Origin of the sequence: Streptomyces sp. NPDC006733 (assembly GCF_040636125.1) — a bacterium.
Taxonomy (GTDB): domain Bacteria; phylum Actinomycetota; class Actinomycetes; order Streptomycetales; family Streptomycetaceae; genus Actinacidiphila.
This window is the reverse complement of sequence record NZ_JBEYJD010000003.1, coordinates 114,725-132,494: the sequence shown is the minus strand read 5'-3', so window position 1 is coordinate 132,494 and position 17,770 is coordinate 114,725. Positions and strand designations below refer to the sequence as shown.

The 17,770-nt window shown below is 71.9% G+C and carries 13 protein-coding genes; 7 read left to right on the top strand and 6 right to left on the bottom strand.

Features of this window, described 5'->3' with window-relative positions; all coding sequences use genetic code 11:
• Positions 1-15: 15 nt before the first annotated feature.
• A complete protein-coding gene (locus ABZ721_RS04700) occupies positions 16-831 on the bottom strand; it encodes an SAM-dependent methyltransferase (protein WP_358787110.1) in 816 nt (271 codons plus the stop codon).
• Between the two features lie 346 nt (positions 832-1,177).
• Here ABZ721_RS04700 and ABZ721_RS04695 point away from each other — a divergent pair, with 346 nt between their 5' ends.
• Genes ABZ721_RS04695 through ABZ721_RS04685 form a run of 3 tightly spaced genes read left to right on the top strand, consistent with a single transcriptional unit; the run spans position 1,178 to position 3,535 of the window.
• Positions 1,178-1,762 carry a sigma-70 family RNA polymerase sigma factor gene (locus ABZ721_RS04695; RefSeq protein WP_358787109.1) on the top strand — a complete coding sequence of 195 codons (585 nt, stop codon included), beginning with the start codon at positions 1,178-1,180 and terminating at the stop codon, positions 1,760-1,762.
• Positions 1,759-2,541 carry a glycoprotein gene (locus tag ABZ721_RS04690; RefSeq protein ID WP_358787108.1) on the top strand — a complete coding sequence of 261 codons (783 nt, stop codon included), beginning with the start codon at positions 1,759-1,761 and terminating at the stop codon, positions 2,539-2,541. The genes ABZ721_RS04695 and ABZ721_RS04690 overlap by 4 nt, the downstream gene beginning before the upstream one ends.
• A 58-nt stretch (positions 2,542-2,599) precedes the next feature.
• Entirely contained in the window at positions 2,600-3,535 is a 936-nt protein-coding gene (locus ABZ721_RS04685; RefSeq protein WP_358787107.1) for an aminoglycoside phosphotransferase family protein, read from the top strand.
• Between the two features lie 22 nt (positions 3,536-3,557).
• On the opposite strand, the gene ABZ721_RS04680 is transcribed toward ABZ721_RS04685, so the two are convergent.
• Entirely contained in the window at positions 3,558-4,187 is a 630-nt protein-coding gene (locus ABZ721_RS04680; RefSeq protein ID WP_358787106.1) for a helix-turn-helix domain-containing protein, read from the bottom strand.
• 66 nt (positions 4,188-4,253) lie between these two features.
• On the opposite strand from ABZ721_RS04680, the gene ABZ721_RS04675 reads away from it, so the two are divergent.
• Positions 4,254-5,018, top strand: a complete 765-nt coding sequence (locus ABZ721_RS04675) for an SDR family oxidoreductase (RefSeq protein ID WP_358787105.1) — start codon at positions 4,254-4,256, stop codon at positions 5,016-5,018.
• Between the two features lie 15 nt (positions 5,019-5,033).
• Here the strand turns inward: ABZ721_RS04675 and ABZ721_RS04670 are convergent, their stop codons facing one another.
• From ABZ721_RS04670 to ABZ721_RS04655, 4 genes are all read right to left on the bottom strand, one after another.
• Positions 5,034-6,281: an arginine deiminase gene (locus tag ABZ721_RS04670; RefSeq protein ID WP_358787104.1), complete on the bottom strand. Its 1,248-nt coding sequence runs from the start codon at positions 6,279-6,281 to the stop codon at positions 5,034-5,036.
• Positions 6,282-6,327: 46 nt separating this feature from the next.
• A complete protein-coding gene (locus tag ABZ721_RS04665) occupies positions 6,328-7,782 on the bottom strand; it encodes a basic amino acid/polyamine antiporter (RefSeq protein WP_358787103.1) in 1,455 nt (484 codons plus the stop codon).
• A gap of 232 nt (positions 7,783-8,014) precedes the next feature.
• On the bottom strand, positions 8,015-8,761 hold the full coding sequence (locus ABZ721_RS04660) for an SOS response-associated peptidase (protein ID WP_358787102.1): 747 nt from the start codon (positions 8,759-8,761) through the stop codon (positions 8,015-8,017).
• 180 nt (positions 8,762-8,941) lie between these two features.
• Positions 8,942-10,435: a cellulase family glycosylhydrolase gene (locus ABZ721_RS04655; protein ID WP_358787101.1), complete on the bottom strand. Its 1,494-nt coding sequence runs from the start codon at positions 10,433-10,435 to the stop codon at positions 8,942-8,944.
• Between the two features lie 264 nt (positions 10,436-10,699).
• Here ABZ721_RS04655 and ABZ721_RS04650 point away from each other — a divergent pair, with 264 nt between their 5' ends.
• From ABZ721_RS04650 to ABZ721_RS04640, 3 genes are all read left to right on the top strand, one after another.
• Positions 10,700-13,615, top strand: coding sequence for a glycoside hydrolase family 48 protein (locus tag ABZ721_RS04650; protein ID WP_358787259.1), 2,916 nt, complete (start codon positions 10,700-10,702; stop codon positions 13,613-13,615).
• A gap of 183 nt (positions 13,616-13,798) precedes the next feature.
• Positions 13,799-16,381: a cellulose binding domain-containing protein gene (locus ABZ721_RS04645; protein ID WP_358787258.1), complete on the top strand. Its 2,583-nt coding sequence runs from the start codon at positions 13,799-13,801 to the stop codon at positions 16,379-16,381.
• Positions 16,366-17,733: an endo-1,4-beta-xylanase gene (locus ABZ721_RS04640; RefSeq protein WP_358787100.1), complete on the top strand. Its 1,368-nt coding sequence runs from the start codon at positions 16,366-16,368 to the stop codon at positions 17,731-17,733. Before ABZ721_RS04645 ends, ABZ721_RS04640 begins: the two co-directional genes overlap by 16 nt.
• Positions 17,734-17,770: the final 37 nt, after the last annotated feature.

Here is a 17,770-nt window from a genome sequence, read left to right as displayed (position 1 = left end):
GGGGGAGGGGCGGGCTCAGGGCTTGCGGGCGACCGCCGCGTAGCAGGAGGTCTCGTTGTCGGTGACTCCGCCGAGGCTGTCCTCGGGGTCCGGCCGCCACCGCTGGGTGGAGGTCACGCCCGGCTCCAGGAGCGTCCAGTTGGCGAAGAAGGCGGTGAACTCGGCGCGGGTGCGGGCTTGGACGGGGGTGCCGGCCGCTCGGTAGACCTGCATGACGCGGTCGATCGGAGCGGGGTCGAAGTCCGCCGTCACATGGGAGAGGGTCAGCGCGCTGCCGGGGGCCAGTTCGTCCTTGAGGGTCTCGACGATGCCGTGGGCGTCCTGGTCGTCGGGGACGAAGTGCAGGATCGCGTTGAGGCTCAGCGCGACGGGCCGGGTGAGGTCCAGGGTCCGTTTGACCTCCAGGGACTCCAGCAGGGCCCGGGGGTCGGTGACGTCGGCCTGGGTGTAGGCGGTGCACCCCTCGGGGGTGCCGTGCAGCAGGGCCGCGGCGTGGGCCAGGACGATGGGGTCGTTGTCGGCGTAGACCACGCGGGAGGCGGGATCGGCCTGTTGGGCGATCTCGTGCAGGTTGGGCGACGTGGGGATCCCGGTGCCGATGTCCAGGAACTGGGTGAGCCCGAGGGAGGCCAGGTGGCGGGTGGAGCGGTGCACGAAGCGGCGGTTGGCGCGCGCGGCGACCAGCGCGGAGGGGAAGGCCGTGATGGCCTTGCCCGCGGCCTCGCGGTCGGCGGGGAAGTTGGTCCAGCCGCCGAGGTAGTAGTCGTACATCCGCGCCGAGTGGGGCCGGTCCAGCTGCAGATCGATGCCGGACTCCTGCTCGATGCCCATGGTGTTCTCCCTGTGCGGCGCGGGCGCCGGGCGGCCCCCCGGGCTCCTCCCCGGACCGCGCGGCCCGCAAGCGCCCTCTTCGGCCAACTTCACCGATGCGTTATCGACGGATCACGGCGGGTGAGAAAATAGTCGCAATGATCTTCAACAGCAGGGGCCGTGATCCGGTTTGCTGATCGTGGGAGCACATCGACTCCCCGCCGACGCCCCTCCATCCACGGAACGGTGCGGTGCCAGTGGACGGGAACGCCCGTGCGAGAGACCGACAACACGCCGCTTCCGCCCCGGCCGCCCCCCGCCTGCGCCCCCGACCGCACAGTGCCGCAGACCGGAAGGCGATGACACGATGACCCGGACCCGTCCATTCGCCGCCCCGGCGCTGGCCACCCCCGAGCAGGTCGCGCAGCGCCGCGCCAACCTGACGCTGGCCGCCTTCTACGAGTACCACCGCACCTTATGGCTGCGGTACGCGCTGCTGCAGGTCGGCGACCGCCATCAGGCGGCACGGCTGGTGCGCGAGGTCCACGACCAGCTCGCCCAGGACTGGGAGCTGGTCCTGCGCCAGGAATCCGTGCCGCAGTACGCGTGGACCGCGCTCAAGGACCACATCCACCACTGGCTGACGCTCCACCGGCGCACCCCCGTCATGCCCGACACCGCCGCGTTCCGCGCCGCGATGCGCAAGCTGCTGGTGCGCGAACTCCAGGACGGCTGGGCGCTGCTGGAGAGCGAACTGGGCCTGTACACGGCCATCTCGGAGCTTCCGGAACGGCAGTGCGACGTCATCGTCCTGCGCTACGTCCTCAAGGCCGAGGACCACGACATCGCCGAGTACCTGGGCACGACCACCGACACCGTGCGCTCCCACGTCATGCGGGCCAAGGACCGGCTCGCCACGAAGCTGACGTCCCTGCTCAAGGAGGAAGCGTGAGCGGACGAGCCCCCCGCCGGCTGCGCGCGGACATCGACGCGCTCCTGCAGGCGGCCGACGTCTTCCCGGACCGCGACGACCCCGGCTCGGACCTGGACCTCGACCTGGACGGCGCCGGCGGCGGCGAGGCGGAGGACACGGCGTACGAGCCCTGCCGCCACCACCGCCCCCCGCCGTCCGACGCCCCGGCGGACGCCGTCCGCGAACCGCTGTGCGTCCCGGACTGCGCGTACGCCATCCGGCAGACCGCCGCCCGCGACCTGCACCTGGCCGTCTCCCTGGTCGTCGGCGACGCCCGCGCCGCCGACGCGCTCACCCGCTTCGCCGACCAGGCCGGCGCCGAGACCGAAGGCGCCCTCGTCTTCGGCTGCCTGCTCTTCCTGGCCGGCCACAGCGACGCCGCCGAGTACTGGTGGCAGTACGCCGCCGGCGGCGAGAACTCCACCGCCGCCTTCTGCCTGTACCTCCACCACCGCAACCAGGGCCAGCACCGCACCGCCCAGCAGTGGCGCGCCCAGAGCCACCAGTTGGGGACCGCGGTCCGGCCCCCCGTCCCGCGCCGGCCTCCCGGCTCGCTCCCGCTGCTGCCCGGCCGCGCACGCCGGGCGCTGCTCACCCAGTGCCACCAAGGAGCCTCCCCCCATCTGCCCCCCGCGATGGAGGCCGCCATCAACACCCTCTACGGCCACAGCCACAGCGAGGAGGACCAGGACACCGACGCGTACCCGCTGCCGTACGACAGCTTCCCCCGCCATCTCGCGCGGGCGGCCAACCGCTGACCGCGGCGCCGCGCGGAACGCAGTGGTGCCGTACCGCCCCGCCTGCGAGCATGCTGCGGTGACCCCTGACCGCGTGCGCGTTCCCGACTCCCTCGCCGCCTCGCACCGCACGTACTTCGGGGCGGCCGGACGGACGTGGATCAGCGCGCTGCCGGCCCTGGCCGAGGTGTTCCTGGACCGCTGGGACCTGCGGCCGGACGGAGCCCCTCGCAACGGTGCCGTCGCCCTGGTCCTGCCCGTCCTGCGCGAGGACGGCACCCCGGCCGTGCTCAAGCTGCAACCGGTGGACGAAGAGACGCGCGGAGAGCCCGCGGCCCTGCGCGAGTGGGCCGGCCAGGGGGCGGTCACGCTGCTGGAGGCGGACGCCGCCACCGGGACGATGCTGCTGGAGCGGCTGGACGCCAGTCGCTCGCTGGACGATGTCGACGACGACCTGGCCGCCTTGGAGATCCTGGCGCAGGTGCTGGCCCGCCTGGTCGCCGTTCCGGCGCCCGCGGGGCTGCGCCGTCTGGCCGACGTCGGCGCCGCCGTCCTGGACCGGGCCGCCTCGGCCCGCGGACAGCTCGCCGACCCGGTGGAGCGGCGCCTGCTCGACGCCTGCGCCGGCGCCCTGCGCGAGGTGCTCGTGGAGCCGGGCGACCGGCTGCTGCACTGGGACCTGCACTACGAGAACGTGCTGGCGTCGCCGCCCGGCTCGGGGCGGGACCCCTGGCTGGCGATCGACGCCAAACCGCTGGCCGGCGACCCCGGCTTCGATCTGCTGCCCGCGCTGTGGAACCGGTGGGACGAGGTGGAGCGGTCGGGCGACACCCCCCGCTCCGTCCGCCGCCGGTTCGACCTGATGACCGAGGTCGTCGGCCTGGCCCGCGAGCGGGCGACCGGCTGGACGCTCGGCCGGGTGCTGCAGACCGCGACGTGGTCGATCGAGGAGGGCGCGACGCGCCTGCCGGCCGTCCCCGCGGCCATCGCGAGGGTCCTGCTGCGCCGCCGGTGAGACCGCCCCGCCCGGACCGTCCTTATGCGTCCGGGCCGGTGACGGCCTCGCCGAAGGCGGCGGCGAGTGCCGTCGCGATCAGGTCGGGCAGCGCGGTCCGTCCGTCGTCCTCGGCCCAGCGGACCAGGGCCGTGTGCATCGCCGCCAGACAGGCGCCGGCCGCCGCCCGGGCGCGGAACGCCGCGTCGGGATCGGCGGGACCGCTGTCGAGGGCGTCGACGATGGCCTGCTGCAGGGCGTAGTGGTTGTCCAGGTGCCTGGCGCGCAGCGCCGGTGTCGCGATCATGAGCCGCAGACGGGCCAGCAGGAACTGCTCGTCGGCCGTCGGGCCGTCCGCGGGGCCGCCGCCGGTGACCGCCGTCGCCGACTCGACGAGCGCCCGGCTGATGCGGCGGACCAGGGGCTGCGCGGCGGCCGAGGCGGCGATCCGATCGGCGACGATCCGGCCGATCCGGTCGGTGAGGACGAGGTCTTCCTTGGTCGGGAAGTGCCGGTAGACGGTCATGGGCGACACGCCTGCGGCCTCGGCGACGTCGGCCACGGTGGCCGCGTCGTATCCCCGCTCGGTGAACAGCCGGACCGCGTGGGCCTGGATCAGGCGCTGTGTGTCGGCCCGCCGTTGTGCTCGCAACGTTGAGTGCTGGTCGGCCATGTGGTAGACCCTACCGTAGTGGTAGTGACTACCAGATAGGTAGTCGCTCGCATCAAGGGGTGGGGCATGAGCGAGTTGACCGGCAGGACGGCTCTGGTGACCGGCGCGTCGCGCGGCATCGGCCAGGCGATCGCGATCCGGCTGGCGGCGGGGGGAGCGAGGGTCGTGGTGCACTTCGGCACGGACGCGGACGGCGCGGCGGCGACGGTCGAGGCGATCGAGCGCACCGGTGGCACCGCGCACGCCGTCCGGGCGGAGCTGGGCGGCGCGGACGACGTCGACACGCTCTTCGGGGGAGTCGAGGCGGCGCTGGCCGGGCGGCCGCTGGACGTCGTCGTCAACAACGCGGCGGCCGCGCCCGCCGGACCGCTCGGCGCCACGACGCGGGCGCAGTTCGACCACCTCTTCGCGGTGAACGTCCGCGCGCCCTACTTCATCGTCCAGCGGGCGCTGCCGCTGTTGCGCGACGGTGGCCGCGTCGTCACGATCTCCTCCGTGGCGACCCGGATGGCCAACCCCGCCCAGACCGCCTTCGCGATGACCAAGGGCGCGGTCGAGACGATGACCCTGACCCTGGCCAACGAGTTGGGGGCCCGCGGCATCACGGTGAACGCCGTCGCTCCGGGCGCCACCCGGACGGCGACCAACGGGTCGGCCTTCGCGTCGCCGGGTCTGGCCGAGTTCATCGCCGCGACGACGGCGCTCGGCCGGCTGGGCGCGCCCGAGGACGTCGCCGACGTCGTCGCGTTCCTCGCCTCCGACGCGGCGCGCTGGATCACCGGGCAGGTCATCGACGCCAGCGGAGGCCTCTTCCTCGGACCGCGCGCCTGACCGCGGGCGCGCCGCTCAGTAGTCGACGGGTTCGCGGATGATCGGGCAGGTCATGCAGTGGCCGCCGCCGCGCCCGCGGCCCAGTTCCGCACCGACGATCGTGATCACTTCCACGCCGGCCTTGCGCAGCTGGGTGTTGGTCTGGGTGTTGCGGTCGTAGGTGAACACCACGCCCGGCTCCACCGCCACGGCGTTGTTGCCGCTGTCCCACTGCTGGCGTTCCGAGGCGTAGGCGTCGCCGGCCGTCTCGATCACGCGCAGCTCCTTCAGCCCGAGGGACCGGGCGACGACCTCGGTGAACGGGCGGTCGCGCTCGTCGGTGATCTCGATTCCCGGGGCGCTGTCGCTGGGCCGCAGTGAGAACGTGTGGACCGCGTTCATGATGGGCGGGTGCAGGGTGACGATGTCGCGGTCCGCGAAGGTGAAGACCGTGTCCAGGTGCATCGCCGCCCGCAGTTTGGGCATGCCGGCGACCACGACGTGCTGCGCCGCACCCCGTTCGAACAGGGCCGCCGCGACCTGGGTGATCGCCTGCCGCGAGGTGCGCTCGCTCATGCCCATCAGGACGACGCCGTTGCCGACCGGCATGATGTCGCCGCCCTCGAACGTGGCCTGTCCCCAGTCCTTCTCCGGGTCGCCCCACCACACTGTCGAGTCCTTGTAGTCGGGGTGGAACGTGTAGACGGCCTTCATCAGCAGCGTCTCGTCGTGGCGGGCCGGCCAGTACAGCGGGTTGAGGGTCACCCCGCCGTAGAGCCAGCACGTGGTGTCGCGGGTGTAGAGGGTGTTGGGCAGCGGCGGCATGAGGTACTCGCGGATGCCCGCCAGAGCGACGTACCCCGGGCGGAAGTCCTCCGGCAGATCCGCCGTCGCCAGCCCGCCGATGAGGAACTCCACCAGCTCCCCCGGCTCCAGGGTGTCGAGGAACTCCCGTGTCGGCTCGATCAGCCCCAGCCCGACCTGGTTCGCGTTGATCTTCCGGTCGAGCAGCCAGGACCGCGCCGCCGGGATCGCCATCGTCTGCGCCAGCAGGTCGTGCAGCTCCACGACCTCCACCCCGCGCCCGCGCAGCTTGTTGACGAAGTCCGCGTGGTCGCGCTGGGCGTTCTCCACCCACATCACGTCGTCGAAGAGCAGGTCGTCGGCGTTGGTCGGGGTCAGCCGGCGGTGTGCGAGGCCGGGTGCGCACACCAGGACCTTGCGGAGCCGGCCGACCTCGGAATGGACGCCGAAGGCCGGCTGGGGGGTGATGTCGGTGCTCATCGCGTTGCGCCTTTCGGTCGGGGACAGCCAGGGGGTCGGGTGCGGGTCACAGTTCGATCCAGCCCAGGGCCAGGGCGAGCACGCCCACGGCGGCGCCGGCGACCGAGACGGCGCAGATGACGGCCTCGCGCGGCGAGAACAGCCGCCGGTTCTGCTCCCGCCGGGCCTTGACGAACAGGAACGTCGCCGGTGCGTAGATGAGGAAGGAGACCAGGACGAACTTCAGCCCGGCGGCGTACAGCAGGAACGCGGTGTAGACGGTGGCGATCACGGCGACCACGAGTTCGCTGCGGGGGCCCTGCCCGGTGACGCGCTCGCGCTGCGGCCACAGTGCGATCTTGACGGCGAAGCCGGCGGCGAGCAGGAACGGGATCAGGCTCAGCGCGCTGGTCAGGTCGAGGGCGAAGTTGAACGCGTCGTCGGAGAACATCGTGATGATCAGGACGACCTGACTCAGCACGGTGGTCATCAGCAGCGCGGGCACCGGTACGTCCTCGGTGGTGGACTGCCGCAGGAAGCGCGGCATGTCGTCGTCCTTCGCGGCGACGAAGAGCACCTCGGCGGCCATCAGCGTCCAGGCGAGATAGGCGCCCAGGACCGAGACGATCAGGCCGACGCTGACGAACACCTCGCCCCAGGTGCCGACCGCGTGCTCCAGCACCCCGGCCATCGAGGGCTGGCGCAGCTCGGCGATCTCGGCCATCGGCATGATGCCGTAGGACACGATGGTCACCGAGGCGAAGACGGCGAAGACGCTGAGGAAGCCCAGGATCGTGGCGCGCCCGACGTCCTCGCGCCGCTTGGCGTGCCGGGAGTACACGCTCGCCCCCTCGACGCCGAGGAAGACGAAGACGGTGGCGAGCATCGTGCCGCGGACCTGGTTGAACAGCGAGCCGGCGTAGTCGGCGCCGCCCCAGTTCTGCGCGAAGACGTCGGTGTCGAGGTAGAACAGCGCCAGGACGACGAAGACCAGGATGGGGACGATCTTCGCGACCGTCACGATCTTGTTGATCGCCGCCGCTTCCTTGACCCCGCGCCGGATGAACAGGAAGAACGCCCACAGTCCGACCGAGGACAGGACGACGGCCAGCACGGTGTCGCCGTCCCCGAGCGCGGGCCAGATCGCGCCGATCGTCGACATGATCAGCACCCAGTAGGTGACGTTGCCGACGCAGGCGCTGGCCCAGTAGCCGAACGCGGAGAAGAAGCCGAGGTACTCGCCGAACCCGGCCTTGGCGTACGCGTAGACACCCGCGTCCAGGTCCGGCCTGCGGACGGCCAGGCTCTGGAAGACGAAGGCGAGCATCAGCATGCCGGTGCCGGCGATCGCCCAGGCGATGAGCGCCCCGGCGACACCGGTCTCCTGGGCGAAGCGGCGCGGCAGGGAGAAGACCCCGGCGCCGACCATCGAGCCGACCACCATCGCGGTCAGGGTCAGCAGCGTCAGTTTGGCGGCCGGCCGCTCGGCGGCGGGCGGGGCGGTGGTTTCCACGTGGCTCATGACTTCCCTCGTCGACGGAGCCCGGCGTGCGGGCGACCGACTGCGGGCCGGCCCCGTTCGGTGATGGGGGTCGACTCGCTGTCTCACCCATCCTCTGAACGCGAATGTAACCTGCCATTAGCGACATACGTCGCATATGTGTGTGTCTTGCTCGCGGAGAGGAGCCTGAGGGGGAGCCGGAGGGGAGGGCGGGGAGCCGGACGGGGCTGCGGGGGTCCCGGCGCGGGGGCGGTCAGGCGCCGGGCTGCGCGGGCGGGTCGTCCAGGAGCTGGGGGCCGTTGTTGCGGACGTTGTTGACCGCGGTGGAGACCGCGCGGGTGTCCAGGTGGCCGCCGGCCGGCGCGGTCAGCAGCGCCCGCAGCTCGTGCGGGTCCTGGTGGGTGGGGTCGAGCCAGGCGTCGTGGTCGGCGGGGGCGATGGCCAGCGGCATCCGCGGGTGGATCCGACCGGCCGCGTCGGTGGCCTCGGTGGTGATGATGGTGCAGGTCATCCACCACGCCGCCGCGTCGTCACCCTCCGCTGCCCCGGGCTCCCGCCAGAACTCGTACAGCCCGGCCATGGCCATCACCGAGCCGTCCTCGGGCCGGATGAAGTACGGCTGCTTGTAGGCCTTGGCACCGTCCGTCGCCGGGACGGCCTGCCACTCGTAGTAGCCGTCGGCCGGCAGCAGGCACCGCCGCTTGGCGAACGCCCGGCGATAGGCCGGCTTCTCGTGGACGGTCTCCACCCGGGCGTTGATCATCTTCGAGCCGACGCTCAGGCTCTTCGCCCAAGACGGCACCAGGCCCCAGCGCAGCGGACGCAGCTCCCGCGCCAGCTCCCCGGTGTCGTGGTCGGCCCGCTCCAGCACCGCCCACACGTCGTCCGTCGGGGCGACGTTCCAGCTCGGTGCCAGGACCTGTTCCGGCTGCGGACCGGTGACCTGGAACAGCGGCGCGAGGTCCTGCGGGGTGCGGGTGGAGACGTAGCGGCCACACATGGCACCCAGCTTGTCATGCCCGCGGGCATGAGGGCGGCATTGCGTGTCCCTGTCCGCCGCGTCCCGCCCGGACGCGAGCGTGCCGCGGGCGGCGCCCGCACCAGGTGGGTGCGGGCGCCGCCCGCCGGTGCGGGGACGTCCCCGCCGGCCCGTCGGACCGTGTCGGCTCCGTCGGTCCCGTCAGCCCAGGGACAGCAGATGGTCCCGCAGCCCGATGCCGAAGGCGGTCGGAGTGCCGTCGTACTTGCTGATCAGGGACGGGCCCGTGGAGCAGTCCCAGGTGTTCCACGTCCAGCCCAGGTACGAGGCGCTGTGCTGGTCGAGCCACTGCATGACGCGGTCGATGTACCCGTGCCCGCAGGTGTTCTCGCCGATCTCGCCCGCGACGAGCGGGACGCGGGCGGCGACGGGCGCGAGGGTGGAGTCCCAGCAGGCCGACGTCGAGCAGGTGTTGAAGTTGTAGCTGTGCCAGGCCGCGGCCACGTTGCCCGCCGGGTCGGTGGGTGCGTACCGCAGCCACTGGCTCAGGTCGTTGGAGTAGGCGATGCCCGGGGCCAGGACCAGGTTGGTCGCCCCGGTGGCGCGGACGGCGTCCAGCAGGTCCTGCATGCCCGCCACCTCGTAGCCGATGCCGGGGCAGGTGCCGCCGTCGCGCCAGCAGGCCCACGCCTGGTCGATGGTGGTTGTGGCGCGGTCCGGGTAGGGCTCGTTGAACAGGTCGAAGGCGACGGCCGGATCGGCCTTGAAGGTGGTGGCGACCGAGGTCCAGAACGCGGGCGTGTACTGGGCGTCGGGCATCGGCTTCTGGCAGGTCGCGTGGATGTCGGCGCAGCCGGAGGAGTTGCCGGTGTACTGCCCGTGCGTCCAGTGCAGTTCGAGCAGCGGGGTGATCCCGTGGGCTTCGAGGCGGCCGACGAAGTCCTTGACGGCGCCGATGTACGCGCTGCCCGCGTAGGCGGGGTTGACGTTGTCCAGTCCCAGCCAGCACTCCTCGTTGAGCGGGACACGGACGGTGTTGACGCCCCAGGAGGCGATCGCGGCGACCGACGCGTCGTCGACCGGGCCGTCGAAGAAGCCGTAGCCCTGGACGCACATGAACTCGCCGCCCGAGCGGTTGACGCCGAGCATCCGGCGGGTGGCACCGTTCTGGTCGACGAGCTTGTTGCCCGACACGTGCAGCTTGGGCGGTGCCCCCGGGTTCCCCGGCGGGGTCGTGGGCGGGGTGGTGGGGGGCGTCGTGGGGGGTTGGGTGTCCTGGTTGCAGGTGACGCCGTTGAGCTTGAAGACGGTGGGGGCGGGGTTGGTCCCGCTCCAGGAGGCGATGAAGCCCGCGGTGAGGGTGGCGCCGGTGGCCAGCGAGCCGTTCCAGCTCTCGTTGGCGGCGGTGACGGCGGCGCCGGTCTGGGACCACTTGGCGTTCCAGCCCTGAGTCACCTTCTGGTTGCCGGCGAAGTCGAACGTCAGCGCCCAGCTGCTGAGTGCCGGACCGTTGTTGGTGAGGGTGACACCGCCCTGGAAGCCGCTGTCCCACTGGTTGGCGGTGGCGTACTGCACCGTGCACAGGGGTGTCGCCCCGGCGGCGGCGGAGGTGGTCGCGAGCGGCACCAGAGCCGTGCCCGCCAGGAGGAGTGCGGCTCCGGCGAGCAGGATCGGTAGGCGCGGGGGTGGTGACACGAGCGGCTCCTTGAGGTCGCAAACGCCGTACTGCGGCGCTCGGTCGACGGAAACGCTCCCACTGGTGACGTCAGAATGTAGCGGCGGGAGCCGGGCTGCGCCAGGGTCTGCGTTCAACTCATCAAGTTGCGCCGTTCGGTGCCCCGGGCTTTGAAATTTCCCTTGACATCAATTGCGCGCCACTCGAATCATGGGAGCGCTCCCACTGGTGCTCCTGTTGCCCACCCCCCACGTCTTCGAGCCGCCTAGGAGGGCCCCATGGCCATGCCCGCGTTGTCAAGAAGTAGAGTCAAGTGGCGATTAAGGACGGCCCTGGTGGTGGCGCTCGCGCTGCCGGCCGCCCTGACCATCGCCGAAGCCGGCCCCGCGCGGGCCGCCGCCGTGCAGTGCGGCGTCGACTACACGGCCAACGACTGGGGCAGCGGGTTCACCGCCAACGTCACCATCACCAACCGCGGCACGGCCGCACTCGACGGCTGGACGCTGACGTACGCGTACGCGGGCAACCAGCAGCTGTCGAACGGCTGGAGCGCCGCCTGGTCGCAGTCAGGCAAGACCGTCACCGCCAAGAACATGGACTGGAACAGGACGATCGCAGCGGGTGCGGCCGTCAGCGCCGGTGCCAACTTCAGCTACAGCGGCACCAACGCCGCTCCCACCGCCTTCTCCGTCAACGGCACCCTGTGCGCCGGCGCCCACCAGCCGCCCCTGACGGTGCTCACCAGCCCGGCCCCCGGAGCGGTCTTCAGCGCGGGCGCCGCCGTGCCGATGGCCGCCACCGCCGCGGCCGCGGACGGCGCCACCATCACCAAGGTCGAGTTCTACAGTGACACCACGCTGCTCGGCAGCGACACCACCGCCCCCTACACCTTCAACGCCACCGGTCTGGCGGCCGGCGCCTACTCGCTGTACGCGAAGGCGTACGACAGCCAGAACGCCTCGGGCGAGTCGACCCCGGTCGGCATCACCGTCGCCGCCGGCGCGTCCCTGATCGCCACGCCCGCCCAGCTCTCCGTCCAGCAGACGAAGACGGGCACCTTCGGCGTGAAGCTCTCCACCGCGCCGTCCGCCAACGTCACCGCCACGGTGGCCCGCACGGCCGGCAACACCGGACTGTCCGTCACCTCCGGCGCCAGCCTGACGTTCACCCCGGCGAACTGGGCCACGGCCCAGCAGGTCACCGTCGCCGCCGACGCCGCGGGCACCGGCGCGGCCACGTTCACCGTGACCGCGCCGGGCCACACCCAGGCCCAGGTGACCGTCACGGAACTGGCCGCGGGCCAGGACTACGACGCACGCTTCCTGGAGCTCTACCAGAAGATCAACGACCCGGCGAGCGGCTACTTCTCGCCCGAGGGCATCCCCTACCACTCGGTGGAGACGCTGATCGTCGAGGCCCCCGACCAGGGCCACGAGACGACCTCGGAGGCGTACAGCTACCTGATCTGGCTGCAGGCCATGTACGGGAAGATCACCGGGGACTGGACGAAGTTCAACGGTGCGTGGGACACCATGGAGAAGTACATGATCCCCACCCACGCCGACCAGCCCACCAACTCCTTCTACAACGCGTCCAAGCCCGCCACCTACGCACCCGAGTGGGATCTGCCCTCGCAGTACCCCGCACAGCTCGACCCCTCGGTCACGGCCGGATCCGACCCGATCGCCGCCGAGCTGAAGAGCGCGTACGGCACCGACGACATCTACGGCATGCACTGGCTGCAGGACGTCGACAACGTCTACGGCTACGGCAACTCGCCCGGCAAGTGCACGGCCGGCCCCACCGACACCGGCCCGTCGTACATCAACACCTTCCAGCGCGGCCCGCAGGAATCGGTGTGGGAGACCGTCCCGCAGCCGACCTGCGACGACTTCCAGTACGGCGGCAGGAACGGCTACCTGGACCTGTTCACCAAGGACGCCTCCTACGCCAAGCAGTGGAAGTTCACCGACGCCCCCGACGCCGACGCCCGCGCGGTGCAGGCCGCCTACTGGGCCGATGTGTGGGCCAAGGAGCAGGGCAAGGGCGCCACGGTGGCCACGACCGTCGGCAAGGCCGCCAAGATGGGCGACTACCTGCGCTACGCGATGTACGACAAGTACTTCAAGAAGGTCGGCAACTGCGTCGGGCCGTCCACCTGCCCGGCCGGCAGCGGCAAGAACAGCTCCGAGTACCTGCTGACCTGGTACTACGCCTGGGGCGGTGCCACCGACCCGTCCGCCGGCTGGGCGTGGCGCATCGGCTCCGGCCACGCGCACGGCGGCTACCAGAACCCGATGGCGGCCTACGCGCTGAGCCAGTACGCCGACCTCAAGCCCAAGTCGGCGACCGGACAGGCCGACTGGGCGACCAGTCTGGGCCGGCAGCTGGAGTTCTACCGGTGGCTGCAGTCCGACGAGGGCGCGATCTCCGGCGGCGCCACCAACAGCTGGCAGGGCCGCTACGCCACCCCGCCAGCCGGGACGCCGACGTTCTACGGCATGTACTACGACGAGGCGCCGGTCTACCACGACCCGCCGTCCAACCAGTGGTTCGGCTTCCAGGCCTGGTCCATGGAGCGCGTCGCCGAGTACTACCAGCAGAGCGGCAGCGCCGCGGCGAAGACCGTGCTCGACAAGTGGGTGAGCTGGGCGCTGTCGAAGACCACCGTCAACCCCGACGGCACCTTCCTCATCCCCTCCACCCTGCACTGGTCCGGGGCCCCGGACACCTGGAACGCCGCCAGCCCCGGCGCCAACGCGGGCCTGCACGTGACCGTCGCCGACTACACCAACGACGTCGGCGTGGCCGCCGCGTACGCCAAGACCCTGTCGTACTACGCCGCCAAGTCCGGAAACGCCCAGGCCAAGACGGTCGCCAAGGCGCTGCTCGACGGGATGTGGGACCACAACCGGGACGCGATCGGCGTCGCGGTCCCCGAGACCCGCACCGACTACAGCCGCTTCAACGACCCCGTCTCCGTGCCGAGCGGATGGACCGGCACGATGCCCAACGGTGACGCGATCAACTCCGCGTCGACGTTCTCCTCGCTGCGGTCGTTCTACAAGAACGACCCGGCCTGGCCGAAGATCGAAGCGTATCTGGCGGGCGGCGCGGCGCCGTCCTTCACCTACCACCGCTTCTGGGCCCAGGCGGACATCGCCATGGCCATGGGTACGTACGCGGAACTGCTCGAGTAGCACTCCGCTCCGCTCTCCGCGGCCGGGCGGCGACCCCCACCGGGGCGCCGCCCGGCCGTCCCCCACGTCAGCAGAGGGAGAACTCCCGTGCGCAGAACGACACGTCGCGCGCTCGTCGCGGCACTCACCCTGGCCCTGGCCGCGGTGGTTCCCCCCGCCGCCGCCCGCAGCGCCCCGGCCGCCGTGCGGTCCGCGCCGCAGTTCGCCGCGGCCACCCCGCAGTCCGCCGCCGCGGACGCGTACACCTGGAAGAACGTCCGCATCGACGGCGGCGGCTTCGTGCCCGGCATCGTGTTCAACCGCTCCGAGAAGAACCTGGCCTACGCCCGCACCGACATCGGCGGCGCCTACCGGTGGGAGCAGTCCACCAAATCCTGGAAACCGCTGCTGGACTCGGTGGACTGGGAGCACTGGGGCCACACCGGCGTGGTCAGCCTCGCCTCCGACGCCGTCGACCCCGACAGGGTCTACGTCGCGGCCGGCACCTACACCAACAGCTGGGACCCCACCAACGGCGCGATCCTGCGCTCGGCCGACCGCGGCGCCAGCTGGCAGAGCAGCGCGCTGCCCTTCAAGCTCGGCGGCAACATGCCCGGCCGCGGGATGGGCGAGCGCCTGGCGATCGACCCGCACGACAACCGCGTGCTGTACCTGGGCGCCCCCAGCGGCAAGGGCCTGTGGCGCTCCACCGACGCGGGCGTGACCTGGTCGCAGGTCACCGCCTTCCCCAACCCCGGCAACTACCAGCAGGATCCGACCGACACGAGCGGATACGCGTCGGACAACCAGGGCATTGTCTGGGTCACCTTCGACGAGTCCACGGGCACCGCGGGCAGCCGCACGAAGACCCTCTACGTCGGGGTCGCCGACAAGGAGAACGCGGTCTACCGCTCGACCGACGCCGGCGTCACCTGGTCGCGCCTGCCCGGTCAGCCGACCGGATACCTCGCCCACAAGGGCGTGCTCGACGCCGTCAACGGCTACCTGTACCTGGCCTACAGCGACACCGGCGGCCCCTACGACGGCGGCAAGGGCCAGGTCTGGCGCTACACCACCGCGACCGGTGCGTGGAAGGACATCAGCCCGCTCGCGGCGGCCGACACCTACTTCGGCTACAGCGGGCTGACCGTCGACCGGCAGCACCCCGGCACCGTCATGGTCAGCGGCTACAGCTCGTGGTGGCCGGACACCCAGATCTTCCGCACCACCGACAGCGGTGGCACTTGGACCCGGGCGTGGGACTACACCTCGTACCCGAACCGCGCGAACCGCTACACCCTGAACGTCTCCTCGGTGCCGTGGCTGAGCTGGGGCGCGAATCCGTCCCCGCCCGAACAGGCGCCGAAGCTGGGCTGGATGACCGAGGCGCTGGAGATCGACCCCTTCGACTCCGAGCGGATGATGTACGGCACGGGCGCGACGGTCTACGGCACGGAGAACCTCGGGCAGTGGGACCGCGGCGGCACCTTCAGCCTGACCCCCATGGTGCGGGGCCTGGAGGAGACCGCCGTCAACGACCTGGCCTCGCCGCCCTCGGGCGCCCCGCTGCTCAGCGCCCTCGGTGACGTCGGCGGCTTCCGCCACACGGACCTGGCGGCCGTCCCCCCGCTGATGTTCCAGTCACCGAACTTCACCACCACGACCAGCCTCGACTACGCCGAGAAGGACCCGAACACGGTGGTGCGGGTCGGCAACGCCGACACCGGCGCGCACCTCGCGCTCTCCCACGACAACGGCGCCACCTGGTACGCGGGAAGCGACCCGGCGGGTGTGACGGGCGGCGGCACCGTCGCGGCGGCCAGTGACGGCAGCCGCTTCGTGTGGAGCCCGGAGGGCGCGGCCGTGCAGACGGGCGGCGGCTCGTCGTGGACGGCGTCCGCGGGCGTTCCCGCGGGTGCGGTCGTCGAGTCGGACCGCGTCGACCCGAAGACGTTCTACGCCGTCGCCTCCGGCACCTTCTACGTCAGCACCGACGGCGGCGCGACCTTCACCGCCAAGGCCTCCACCGGTCTGCCGTCGAGCGGCCCGGTCCGCTTCAAGGCGCTGCCCGGCGTGCGGGGCGACATCTGGCTGGCGGGCGGCAGCACGGGCGGTACGTACGGGCTGTGGCACTCCACGGACGCCGGGACCAGCTTCACCCGCGTCCCGGGGGTGCAGGAGGCCGACACCGTGGGCTTCGGGAAGGCGGCCCCCGGCGCCACCTACCCCGCCCTCTACACCAGCGCGAAGATCGGCTCCGTGCGCGGCATCTTCCGCTCGACCGACGCGGGCGTGACCTGGGTCCGCATCAACGACTCGGCCCACCAGTGGGGATGGACCGGGGCGGCGATCACCGGCGACCCGCGCGTGTTCGGCCGGGTGTACGTCTCCACCAACGGGCGCGGCGTGATCTACGGCGACTCCGCGGACCCGGGCGGCGGGGGAGAGGACCCGCCCCCCGGGAGCACCGCGTGCACGGCCGTCTACAAGGTCACCAACCAGTGGCAGGGCGGCTTCCAGGCCGAACTGACCCTGCGGAACGACAGCGCTCAGCCGCTGAACGGCTGGACGGCGACCTTCGCGTTCCCCAACGGCCAGAAGATCGCCCAGCTGTGGAACGCCGCCTACCGGCAGGACGGAGCCCAGGTCACCGTGACCAACCTGAGCTGGAACGCCGCGCTGCCGGCCGGCGGGACGACGACGCTGGGCTTCACCGGCAGCTGGAGCGGTACCAACGGCACCCCGGCCGCCTTCACCCTGGGAGGATCCCCATGCGCAACCGGCTGATGTCCGTCGCCGCCGCGCTCCTCGCGACGTGCGCGCTCGCGGGCGTCGCCGCGCTGCCCGCCCGCGGCGCCGACAACCCGCCGCTGCGCGACCTGGCGAACGCCCAGGGCCGCTACTACGGCACCGCCGTCACCGCGTCGAAGCTGACCGGTGCCTACGGGGACGTGGCGGGGACCCAGTTCGACTCCGTCACCCCCGGCAACGAGATGAAGTGGGGCTCGGTCGAACCGGCCCGGGGCAGTTTCAACTGGGCCGGCGCGGACCAGGTGGTCGCGTTCGCCGCAGCGCACGGGCAGAAGGTGCGCGGGCACACCCTGGTCTGGCACAGCCAACTGCCCTCCTGGGTCAGCTCCGGCACCTGGAGCGCGGAGCAGCTGCGCACGCTCATGACCGACCACATCGCCACCGAAGTGGGCCGCTACCAGGGCCGGATCGACCACTGGGACGTCGTCAACGAACCGTTCAACGAGGACGGCACCCGGCGCCAGTCCCTCTTCCAGACCACGCTCGGCGACGGCTACATCGCCGACGCGCTGCGCGCGGCCCGGGCGGCGGACCCCGCCGCGAAGCTGTACGTCAACGACTACAACACCGACGGCACGGGCGCGAAGAGCGACGCCATGTACCGGCTGGTCAGCTCGCTGCGGGCGCAGGGTGTGCCGATCGACGGCGTCGGTTTCCAGGCCCATCTGATCCTCGGCCAGGTGCCGTCCACCCTGCAGGCCAACCTGCGGCGCTTCGCGGACCTGGGCCTCGACGTGGCCCTGACCGAACTCGACATCCGCATGCCGCTGCCGGCCACCGCGGCGCAGCTGGCCCAGCAGAAGGAGGAGTACCGGGCCGTCACGGCGGCCTGCGTGGCGGTGACGCGCTGCCGGGGCGTGACCGTGTGGGGGTTCACCGACGCGGACTCCTGGATCCCCGACGTCTTCCCCGGCCAGGGCGCCGCGACGCCGTACGACGAGAACCTGCGGCCCAAGCCCGCCTACGACGGCATCGTGCAGGCTCTGGGCGGCACGGTCCCGGTGCCCACGACCTCCTGCGCCGTGACCTACACGGTGCCCAACCAGTGGACCGGCGGCTTCACGGCGAACGTGGTCGTCAAGAACACCGGCACCACACCGGTGAACGGCTGGACGGTGGGCTGGAGCTGGCCCGCGGGGCAGCGGGTGACCCAGGCGTGGAGCACCACGCTGACCCAGTCCGGCAGCCAGGTCACGGCCGCCAACGCCTCCTACAACGGGTCCCTTCCGGCCGGCGGCTCGGCGTCCTTCGGCTTCAACGCCACCTGGACGGGCACGAACACCGCTCCCGCGGCCTTCACCCTCAACGGGGCCGCCTGCGCCCCCTGACCACCCCGGCGCTGCGGGGGGAAGAACGCCGTACCGG